The following is a 10,770-nucleotide window of genomic DNA, read 5'->3' as shown; positions in this document are numbered from 1 at the left end:
CGGGCGTCGACCGTGATCTTCTGCGACAGGTCGCCCTTGGCCACCGCCGTGGTCACCGAGGCGATGTTGCGGACCTGGCTGGTCAGGTTGGTCGCCATGTAGTTCACGTTGTCGGTCAGGTCGCGCCAGGTGCCGGAGACGCCCTTCACCTGGGCCTGACCGCCCAGCTTGCCCTCCGAGCCCACCTCACGGGCCACGCGCGTCACCTCGTCGGCGAACGAGGAGAGCTGGTCGACCATCGTGTTCATCGTGTTCTTCAGGGCCAGGATCTCACCCCGGGCGTCGACCGTGATCTTCTGCGAGAGGTCGCCCTTGGCCACCGCCGTGGACACCTGGGCGATGTTGCGCACCTGGTCGGTGAGGTTGGCGGCCAGCTGGTTGACGTTCTCGGTGAGCTCACGCCACGTACCGGAAACGCCTCTGACCTGGGCCTGACCGCCCAGCTTGCCCTCCGTGCCGACCTCGCGGGCCACACGGGTGACCTCGTCGGCGAACGACGACAGCTGGTCCACCATCGTGTTCACGGTGTCCTTGAGCTCGAGGATCTCGCCCTGCGCGGCCACCGTGATCTTCTGCGACAGGTCGCCCTTGGCCACCGCGGTGGAGACCTGGGCGATGTTGCGGACCTGGCTCGTCAGGTTCGACGCCATCGAGTTGACGGAGTCGGTCAGGTCCTTCCACGTGCCGGCCACGTTCGGCACCTCGGCCTGGCCACCGAGCTTGCCCTCGGTGCCCACCTCGCGGGCCACACGGGTCACCTGCTCGGCGAACAGCCGCAGCGTGTCGGTCACGCCGTTCATGGTGTCGGCCAGCTCGGCCACCTCACCGCGGGCGGAAACCGTGATCTTCTGCGACAGGTCACCGCGGGCCATGGCCGTCGCGACCTGTGAAATGGATCGCACCTGGTGGGTCAGGTTGGACGCCATCGTGTTGACGGAGTCGGTCAGGTCCTTCCACGTGCCGGCGACGCCGCGGACGTCGGCCTGACCACCGAGCTCGCCCTCGGTGCCCACCTCGCGGGCCACACGGGTCACCTCGTCGGCGAACGACGACAGCTGGTCCACCATCGTGTTGACCGTGCGGCCGATCCGGAGGAATTCACCCCGAAGGGGTCGCCCGTCCATCTCGAGAGCCATGTGCTGGGAGAGGTCACCCTCGGCGACGGCGACGATGACCCGGGAGATCTCCGTCGTCGGCCGGCCAAGGTCGTCGATCAGGGCGTTCACCGATCGGACGCTGTCGGCCCAGGCCCCGTCGAGGCCCTCGTCGTCGAGACGCTCGGTGAGCCGGCCGTCCCGTCCGACGATGCGACTGATCCGCCGCAGATCGAGGTTCTGCCGCTCCTGCAGCGACACGACCTCGTTGAACGCGTCGGCGACCTCGCCGGCCATCCCGCTCCGGCGGGGCAGCCGAACCTTGAGATCGCCACGTCGAACCCGCCGGAGCGCGTCGGCGAGCTCACCGAGCACGGCGGTGTCGTCGGGCGCTCCGACGGTGGCTTCCTTGGCGGCGGTCATGCTGTCCTCACTCGCTGTCCAACTATGTGGGCCGCCCTATCCTCTCTCGCCCGACCGGGTCAATGCGAGAGACGACTTTGTGCACAGGCCCATCCTCAGGAGAGGATGCATGCGTGTCAGCGGAGGCCGGGGCGATCTCGGACAGTCCGGCAGGCGGGCTGGTCCGGCGCGTTCGCCTGCCCAACGACCGGCGTACGCCGGCGGCCGCGCGCGCCCTGGTGCGCTCGGTCCTCGAGGAAGCCGGGCTCGATTCCCTGCTCAACGAGGCTCTGCTGCTGACCACCGAGCTGTCCACGAACGCGGTCGTGCACGCCAACACCGAGCTCGACATCGAGGTCCGCGCCGACGCGAGCGGCCTGACGGTCACCGTCACCGACTTCGCGCCCGGCCCGGTCGAGCAGCTCGCGGTCGGCCCCCGCAACGAGAGCGTCGACATCGGCGAGGTCGCCGAGCGCGGGCGTGGCCTGCTGCTGGTCGACCACTTCGCCAGCCGCTGGGGCACCGTGCACGAGGGCACCGGCAAGGGCGTCTGGTTCCGCCTCGAGGGCGGGACGGCCGCCGAGACGGCCACGGCCGTGGTGCCGGCGATACCGAAGGAGATCGAGGGCGGCACGCCGAGCGCGGGCGCGCTCACCTCGTTGCTCCAGGTCAGCCCCGAGCGGCCGAGCGAGGACGGGCTGGCCGAGTTCGCGGCCGGCCTGCTCGCGGAGCTGGCCCGCCTGACCGGGGCGGCCGGCGGCGTCATCCGGCTCGACCGCGGCGACGGCGGCGGGCGGCAGCTGCTGGCCCGCTACGGCCGCGCCCCGCGCGACGACGCCGAGACGATCAAGGTGCCGCTCGTGGTCAACCGGCCGTACGGTGGCGAGCTCGAGCTCGACGCCTCCCCCGTCGGCTACGCCCAGCCGCTGGCCACGATGGTGGCCGAGCGGTTCTCGCTGCATCTGGAGAACGACCGGCTGCGCCGCACCGACCTGCGCCGGCAGACCTGGCTCACGTTCCTGGCCGAGGCCAGCGAGCTGCTCGCCCAGTCGCTCGACGTCAACCTGACCATGGCGCTGATCCCGCAGCTGGTGGTGCCGCGGCTGGGCCAGTGGTGCGCGGTGCACACCACCGACGCCTGGGGCCACCTCCAGCTCGCGGCGGCGACCCACACCGACGAGAGCGCGCTGCCCGAGCTGCACGAGACGCTGGCGCAGACCGGCCCCGACTCGGTCCTGGCCCGGCTCGAGGAGGCGTCCCGCCTCGGCACCCAGGTGATGCTGCCGCCGCCGGCCGAGGGCTTCGCGGTGCCGCTGGTCGCCCGGGGCACCCGGCTGGGCACGCTCGCGGTGGGCCGCCATCACCGCATCCGGCACGACACCGACGAGGTGGCGATCCTCGAGGACGTGGCCCGCCGGGCCGCTCTGGCCATCGACAACGCCCGCATCCACGACGAGAGGCACAAGGTCGCCCGTACGCTGCAGGCCTCGCTGCTGCCGCCGACCCTGCCCCGGGTCGACGGGGTCGGCTTCGCGGCCGAGTACGTGCCGACCGGCTCCGAGGTGGGCGGCGACTTCTACGACGTGGTGCCGTCGGGCCCCGACAGCTGGGTCGTGGTGGTCGGCGACGTGTCCGGCAAGGGCGTGCAGGCGGCGACGGTGACCGGCCTGGTCCGCGACGTGATCCGCATCCTGGTCGACGACGGCAAGCCGATGACCGAGATCCTGTGCCGGGTGAACAAGACGCTGGTCCAGCGCGGCGGTGGCCGCTACTGCACGCTGGCGATGGCGTCGGTGGCCCGGGCGAAGGACGGGGTGCTCGCGGTCTGCCTGCATCTGGCCGGGCACGACCGGGCGGTGCTGGTGCACGCCGACGGCAAGACGTCGTTCGTGGGCGAGGGCGGCACGGCGCTGGGCCTGCTCGAGACGATCTCGTCGCCCGATGCCGAGGTGCGCCTGCAGCCCGGCGACTCACTGATCTTCTACACCGACGGGGTGACCGAGCGCCGGCGCGGCCGCGAGCTGTTCGGCACGGCCCGCCTGCGCGACGCGGCCGGCCCGCTGGCCGGCTATCCGGCCGAGGTGATGGCGGCCCGCCTGCGCTCCACCACGATCAACTTCTCGGTCGAGGAGCCCCGCGACGACATCGCGATCCTGGTGCTCAGGAACGACGCCTGAGGCGGCTACCCCACCTCTGCCGATTCGCCCCTTTCGCCCGGTTGCTCGTGGCATGGTGTTTGTCATGGCGAAAACTCAGTACTACACGGCCACGAGCATCGACGGTTACATCGCCGACGAAGGCAATTCGCTCGACTGGCTCGCCGACGTGGACGGGGGCACCGAGAACCCGTTCGGCGGCTTCTTCGCGGGTGTCGGGGCGTTCGCCATGGGTGCGAACACCTACGAGTGGGTGCTCGAGAACGACAACGTGCTGTCCGAGCCGCAGAACTGGCACGACCTGTACGGCGACATGCCCTGCTGGGTTTTCGGAAACCGGGAGCTGCCGCTCGTCCCGGACGCCAACATCTTCATGGTCAGCGGCGACGTCCAGCGCGTACATGAGGCCATGCTGGTCGCCGCCAAGGGCAAGAACGTCTGGCTGGTCGGCGGCGGCGACCTGGTCGGCCAGTTCGTCGACCAGGGCCTGCTCGACGAGATCATCCTGGGCATCGCCCCGGTCGTACTCGGCAAGGGCGTCCCGCTGCTGCCCCGCCACCTGACCGCGCGGCATCTGGCCCTGACCGGCACCGCCCAGATCGGCCGCTTCGCCTACCTCACCTACGCCGTCGGCACCGAGCCCGTCCCCGGCCGCCACCCCGCCGCCTCCGAGCGCCGCCAGGCCGTCCTGCGCTAGAAGCAGTCTCCGCTAGTAGAAGTCGTGGCGGTCGGCCATCTCCACCTCGGCGGCCAACGAGGGCGGAGCGGCGACGACCACCGCGCGGCCGTTGCGGGCCAGCAGGACGTGGCGGACGCTGTCGACTATGCCGCGCAGGCGGTCGGGAGGCAGCGAGCCGGGCAGCACCGCGTGGACGCGGCCCAGGCCGGCCGAGCCGCGCACCGGGACGGGCGCGCCGGCCGCGTCGCCCAGCGAATAGATCACCGCGGGCAGGTCGTCGGGTGAGACCGCGAGACGCAGCGCCACGTCGTCGCGGCCGAACGGATAGGCGCCCCACCACGGCGGGGCGATCGGCGTGACCACCGCGCCCGCGCCCCACAGCGCCGCCAGCTGCTCCGCCCGCTCGACCGCCTCGGCCTCGGCGCCCTCGAAGAGCACCGCGAGCGTGCCCGCCGGGCCGCCGGCCGGCAGGTCGATCTCGATGGCGCTCGGCTGGAGCTCGGCCGCGGCCGACTCGAGCTTGCGGATCTGCGGCGGGGTGGCCACCGCTACGCCGACCCAGCGCCGGGCCGGTGGCAGCGGCTGCAAGCGGACCACGGCCGAGGTGATCACACCCTTGATCTCGGCGATGCCGGGACGGCCGTCCTCACCGTCGGACTCGCCGAGGGCGCCCGAGACGTCGACATAGGTGACGCGGTCGACATGCTCGGCCGGGGTGCCGAAGCGGTGGCGCAACGGGCCTGACTCGTTCAGCGAAAGCATGCCGCCGAGCGTGGCCGTGCGTGACGGGGGATCGACCGGGAGCCGCTGGCCCTGCAACGCCAGGGCGGCCTGCAGAGCGTGGACGGGCGTGCCGGTGGCGACCTCGGCCGTGGCGCCGGCGACGTCGTGGTCCCACATGCCGTTGAGCCGGCCGGTGTCGATGATCAGATCGACGTCGGCGCCCGGAGGCGTACCCCAGTCAATCTTCGAACCGGAACCGCGGACGAGGAACCGCAGTGGAAGGCCGGCGGCGAGACGGACCGTGTCGGCGACCGCCTGTGGCGTGGCGGGCAGGGCGACGAATCCGGCGCGACGGCCGGCGACCGTGTCCACCGAGCGAGCGACACGCGCGTAGTCAGGCCCGCAGATGTCCACAAGCGCGCTCAGCACGTGCTCTCTCATTTCCGCCAGTCCCCCAACACCTTAAGATCGTCCACTCTGGCATATCGTACACGTGTTCGAACGGCCGCCGTCCGGATGCAAGAAGTAAAGAAGGCTAGGAAATCGGACCGCCCGGTAACGTTGTGCGCGTGACTACGCAGACTCCGGACAGCCCACCCTCGGTACGCCAGGTGGCGCACGAGCGCACCTTCCACGGCGACACCGTCACCGACGAGTACGCGTGGCTCGCCGACAAGGAAAACCCGGAGACGGTCGCCTATCTCGAGGCCGAGAACGCGTGGACCGACGGCGCGACCGCGCATCTGGCCGGCCTGCGCGACACCCTCTTCTCCGAGATCAAGTCGCGGACCAAGGAGACCGACCTGACGGTGCCGAGCCGCAAGGGCGGTTTCTGGTACTACACGCGCACCGTCGAGGGCCAGCAGTACGGCATCCACTGCCGCGTGGCCGTGCGTCCCGGCGAGACCGACCCGCCGTCCGCCGAGGGCCCGGTGCCCGGCGAGGAGGTGCTGCTCGACGGCAACGCGCTGGCCGAGGGCAAGGACTTCTTCGCGCTCGGCACGTTCGACGTCAGCCCGGACGGCACCCGCCTGGCCTATTCGACCGACTTCGAGGGCGACGAGCGCTTCACCCTCAAGATCAAGGATTTGCGTACGGGCGAGGTCTTCCCGGACGAGGTGCCCGACACGTCGTACGGCACGGCGTGGTCGGCCGACGGCAGCGTGCTGTTCTACATCACGGTCGACGAGGCCTGGCGCCCGTACCGCGTCTGGCGCCACACGGTCGGCCGGGCCGCGGCCGACGACGTGGTCATCTTCGAGGAGCCCGACGAGCGGTTCTGGGTCGGCGTCGACCTCACCCGCAGCGAGAAGTTCATCATCGTCGAGGCCGGCAGCAAGATCACGTCCGAGGTGCGGATCATCCCGGCCGAGACCCCCACGGCCGATCCGATCCTGGTCGCCCCGCGCGAGCAGGGCGTCGAGTACTCGATCGAGCACCACGGCCACCGCCTGCTGATCCTGCACAACAAGGACGCCGAGGACTTCGCCCTGTCGTACACGTCGGCCGACGCGCCGGGCGACTGGGTCGAGCTCATCCCGCACGAGCCGGGCACGCGCCTCGAGTCGGTCGACGCGTTCACGCGGCACATCGTCGTCTCGCAGCGCCGCGACGGCCTGACCGGGCTGCGCGTGATGGTCGACGGCAGCACCGACTCGTACGAGATGGAGTTCCCCGAGCCGCTCTACAGCGTGGGCCTGGCCGGCAACCCGGAGTACGACACGTCCTCGGTCCGGATCAGCTACACCTCGATGGTCACCCCCGACGCGGTGTATGACGTCGACCTGATCACCCGCACGATGACGCTCCGCAAGCAGCGGCCGGTGCTGGGCGGCTACAACCCCGGCGACTACGAGCAGTTCCGCGAGTGGGCGATCGCCGACGACGGCACCCGGGTGCCGATCTCGATCGTGGCCCGCAAGGGTGTGAAGCGCGACGGCGCGGCCGTTCTCTACGGCTACGGCTCGTACGAGACGAGCATCGACCCGTACTTCTCGATCGCCCGCCTGTCGCTGCTCGACCGCGGCGTCGTCTTCGCCATCGCGCACATCCGCGGCGGCGGCGAGATGGGCCGGCGGTGGTACGAGGAGGGCAAGCTGCTGGCCAAGAAGAACACGTTCACCGACTTCATCGCCTGCGCCCGCCAGCTGGTCCGCGGCCGCTGGACCTCGGCCGACCGGCTGGTGGCCCGCGGCGGCTCGGCCGGCGGCCTGCTCGTCGGCGCGGTGGCCAACCTGGCTCCGGACGACTTCGCCGGCATCGTGGCCCAGGTGCCGTTCGTCGACCCGCTCACCAGCATCCTCGACCCGTCGCTGCCGCTGACGGTCACCGAGTGGGAGGAGTGGGGCAACCCGATCGAGTCGGCCGATGTGTATTCGTACATGAAGTCCTACAGCCCGTACGAAAACGTCGCGAAGCTGGCCTATCCCAAGATCCTGGCGATGACCAGCCTGAACGACACCCGCGTGCTCTATCACGAGCCGGCCAAGTGGATCGCCCGCCTGCGCGCCACCGCCCCCGACGGCGACTACCTGCTCAAGACCGAGATGGGCGCCGGCCACGGCGGCCCGAGCGGCCGGTACGACGCGTGGAAGGAAGAGGCGTTCGTCAACGCCTGGACCCTCGACGTGCTGGGCGTCACCACTCCCTAAATAGGATCTTGCGCATAGGGAATCTTCACGCCTAAGGTCTCGCTGCTGAGAGTTTTCTCAAAATCGGGGCACAAGTGAAGAACGTCTACCGTCGCCTCCTGGCGACGATGGTGGGCGGCGCACTCGCGGCGACGGCGGGGACTGCGGTCCCCGCCCCCGCGATAGCTGCGGCCGCTCCCTCCGAAGTAACGGTGATTCCGGCCGAGGAATACCCCTACTACGACACCTCTCGAACGGACACGCCGGTCTTCGCCGGCGAGACCGGCTTCCTGCATCGGCGCACGAGCACGTCACCGTGGCTGTGGACCACGTACGCCGACCGGAGATCGGTCGTGGTCGACGCGCTGAACGGTGTTCCTTACGGGGGCGCCCTCGGCGTCTTCGGCGACACGGTCGAGCTTCGCGTGTCGACCGCCGGACACCCGCTCTCAGCGACCACGCGCTGGACGCTGGATCTCGCGTCCATGACCTGGCACGAGATCGACATGCCGTTCAACTGGGCGGCCAACATGCGCCAGATCGGCGACTCGCTGCTCCTGATCAGCTCCACCTATCAGCCGGAGCTGCGGCGGTCGGAGGCGGACGGCTCGTACACGACCACGCCCGTGACCGGGATCCCCGCCGGCGCCGACCTCATCCGGATCGTCGCGGGCGACGACGAGACGGCCGTGCTCATGCTGCACTCCCCCACGGGATATCAGTACGGCCTTCTGGACGCCGCGACCGGTCGGGTCGCGCTGATACCCGGCTTCGGCGTGGCCACCAAGGTCGTGCTCAGCGAGGACCGCGTCGGCTTCTACCTCCAGCCGGCCGTCCGCACCTACTCACGGGCGGGCATCGGGGACGGCAGCGACACCTCCGCCCTCACGTTCACGGTGCCGGGATCGAATTTCGGCCTCGCCGGCAACGACCTCATCGTCGCGCCGCCCACCAACGTCGTCCCGTGGAACCTCCAGCGTTACACCCCCGACGGGGCGGCGCCGGAGAAGGTCTCGACGGCCCGCTCGACCGTCCTGGTCCAGGCGCCCGACGGCGTGTTCTTCGTCGGCGGCACCGACGGCACGAACTCGGCGGTGCGCAAAGCCACCGCCACCGGGCAGTCGGTCGTCCTGCCGCTGACGGAGATGGTCAGTGCCGGCATCACCTTCGCCCGAGGCTGGCTGCGGCGCGTCTCGGCGCTGGAGCACACCGGCGAGGCGCCCGAGTACTACCTCAACGGCCACCAGTTGACGCCCGGCACCGGCACCGGCGGACTTCTCGGCGGGAAGCTGTCCGACGTGGTCCCCTGCGAGGCCGGCGCGACCTGCGTCCACGCGGTCGACGGCGCTCTGGGCGGCATCTCATACCTGACCGGCGCCGTGTCGTTGCGAACCGGAACGACCGGGCTCAGCGGCGCCGCCATTCCTCTGCCCTCGACCGGTGGCACAGTGGTCGACGCCTCCCGCAACTACCGGATCGTCAACGGCACCGGCCCGGCCCGCCAGTACATCGTCGGGCCCGACGACAAGATCGCCTCGACCGGGCCGGTGACCGGCGCGGGCCTGTGGTTCGACACCCTGTGGACGGCGAGCGCCGGCCGGCTCCAGCCCAAGAACCTGAAGAGCGGAGCGCTCGGCGCGGCCGTCACCACCGGATCGCCGTGCACCGCCACCGACGTCCAGGCGACCGGGAAGCACGTACTCTGGTCGTGTGGCCCGGCCGGCGCGACGGGCGTCTACGACCTGGCTCGCAAGACCACCCGGGCCCTGCCGGCCGGGCAGTATCTGCTCGGCGACAACTACGCGGTCCGGCACGACGCCGACGGCACGCTGATCCGCTACGACCTCACCGACGGCGCCACGGCCACCCTCGCCACCTTCCCGCGCGGCGACCTGGCCGACGACCGCAACATCACCTGGGCCGTCGACAAATACAGCGGAAACATCGCCTGGGTGGACGGCGACGACGCGGCTCACATCGTCGACCCCGGCGTCACCCGGTCGGCGCCGGCCGCCGCCTCCGTCAGCCCGAGCGACTTGTCCATGTCGTATCCCGGAAGCTTCTCGGTATACGCGACGCTGACCCGCCCGGTCAGCGGCGCCACCCTGGCCATCACTCAGGCCCGCACCGGCCAGGTCATCCGCCTGACCGGTCCGGCCGCACGCGACGCGGTCTCCGTCGCGTGGAACGGCACGTTCGCCGGCAAGCGGCCGGCCAACGGGCTCTACCGATGGACACTGTCGGCCGTCACGGGCGGTATCGCCACCGCCGTCGCCTCGGGCTCGGTGACCGTGCACTGCGGCGGCACCCCGCCCCTGCATGGCTACACCTGCGACGGCCTGCCGACTCTCCTCGGCGTCGGCAAAACCACCACCGGATCCGCCGCGTGGCTGACCGCTCAGCCCGGCACCGCCGCGCTCGCCGTGTCCGGTCCCGAGGCTCTCGGCGCACTCACCGCCGTTGTGCCCTACGGCGACATCGCCAAGGATCTCAAGAACGATTTGCTCGTACGCCGGGCCGACGGCACCCTGCGCGCGTACCTCTCCGATCCGACGCCGAACTTCTACGGCAACCGGACGGTCCTGATTGCCGGCAACTGGAACAGGTTCAACGCCCTGGTCCACACCGGCGACCTGACCGGCGACGGGGTCTCCGATCTGCTCGCCCGCGAGACCTCCACCGGCCGCCTGTTCCGCTTCACCGGCAACGGCAAGGGCGGCTTCAGCTCGTCCGCGGCCTACGGCGGCGCCTACAAGGGTGTCTCCCGCTTCGTCGGCCCCGGCGACATCACCGGCGACGGCAAGGCCGACCTGATCCTGCTCTACGGCACCACGATGTACGCCTGGTACGGCAACGGTAAAGGCGGCTTCACCCCCGGCCTGCATCTGATCGGCAGCGGCTACCTCGGCTTCAACACGATCATCGGGGCCGGCGACCTCAACGAAGACGGCAAGAACGACCTGCTCATGCGCAACAGCGCGGGCGTCCTCTGGCGCAAGCTCGGCAACGGCAAGGGCGGCTTCGGCCCGCTCCAACTCGTCGGGACCGGCTACCAGAAGTACGCGGCTCTCTACTAACCCAGGACA

The 10,770-nt window shown here is 70.6% G+C and carries 6 protein-coding genes; 4 read left to right on the top strand and 2 right to left on the bottom strand.

Translation table 11 applies throughout. From position 1 onward, the window contains the following. On the bottom strand, positions 1-1,517 hold a 1,517-nt coding region (locus CRP55_RS43150), incomplete at its 3' end, for a HAMP domain-containing protein (protein ID WP_143235343.1). Positions 1,518-1,630: 113 nt separating this feature from the next. Between CRP55_RS43150 and CRP55_RS43145 the strand changes: the two genes are divergently transcribed. Then, on the top strand, positions 1,631-3,673 hold the full coding sequence (locus tag CRP55_RS43145) for a SpoIIE family protein phosphatase (RefSeq protein ID WP_097327820.1): 2,043 nt from the start codon (positions 1,631-1,633) through the stop codon (positions 3,671-3,673). 64 nt (positions 3,674-3,737) lie between these two features. Continuing rightward, positions 3,738-4,349 carry a dihydrofolate reductase family protein gene (locus CRP55_RS43140; RefSeq protein WP_179855594.1) on the top strand — a complete coding sequence of 204 codons (612 nt, stop codon included), beginning with the start codon at positions 3,738-3,740 and terminating at the stop codon, positions 4,347-4,349. A gap of 12 nt (positions 4,350-4,361) precedes the next feature. Here CRP55_RS43140 and CRP55_RS43135 read toward each other — a convergent pair whose 3' ends face one another. Then, positions 4,362-5,495, bottom strand: a complete 1,134-nt coding sequence (locus CRP55_RS43135) for an FAD-binding oxidoreductase (RefSeq protein WP_179855593.1) — start codon at positions 5,493-5,495, stop codon at positions 4,362-4,364. Positions 5,496-5,623: 128 nt separating this feature from the next. On the opposite strand from CRP55_RS43135, the gene CRP55_RS43130 reads away from it, so the two are divergent. After that, positions 5,624-7,705 carry a S9 family peptidase gene (locus CRP55_RS43130; RefSeq protein ID WP_097327885.1) on the top strand — a complete coding sequence of 694 codons (2,082 nt, stop codon included), beginning with the start codon at positions 5,624-5,626 and terminating at the stop codon, positions 7,703-7,705. 74 nt (positions 7,706-7,779) lie between these two features. Beyond that, positions 7,780-10,761 (top strand): FG-GAP repeat domain-containing protein, encoded by a 2,982-nt coding sequence (locus CRP55_RS43125; RefSeq protein WP_097327818.1) that lies wholly within the window; start codon positions 7,780-7,782, stop codon positions 10,759-10,761. The last annotated feature ends 9 nt before the right edge of the window (positions 10,762-10,770 follow it).

The organism is Paractinoplanes atraurantiacus (assembly GCF_900215205.1).
Taxonomy (GTDB): domain Bacteria; phylum Actinomycetota; class Actinomycetes; order Mycobacteriales; family Micromonosporaceae; genus Actinoplanes; species Actinoplanes atraurantiacus.
Note: the sequence above shows the minus strand (reverse complement) of the source record. Positions and strands in the feature narration are given on the sequence as shown.

Excerpts from the sequence above, each read along its gene's own strand:
- CRP55_RS43140 (WP_179855594.1), top strand. The coding sequence starts at position 3,738 with ATGGCGAAAACTCAGTACTACACGGCCACGAGCATCGACGGTTACATC.
- CRP55_RS43135 (WP_179855593.1), bottom strand. The coding sequence starts at position 5,495 with ATGAGAGAGCACGTGCTGAGCGCGCTTGTGGACATCTGCGGGCCTGAC.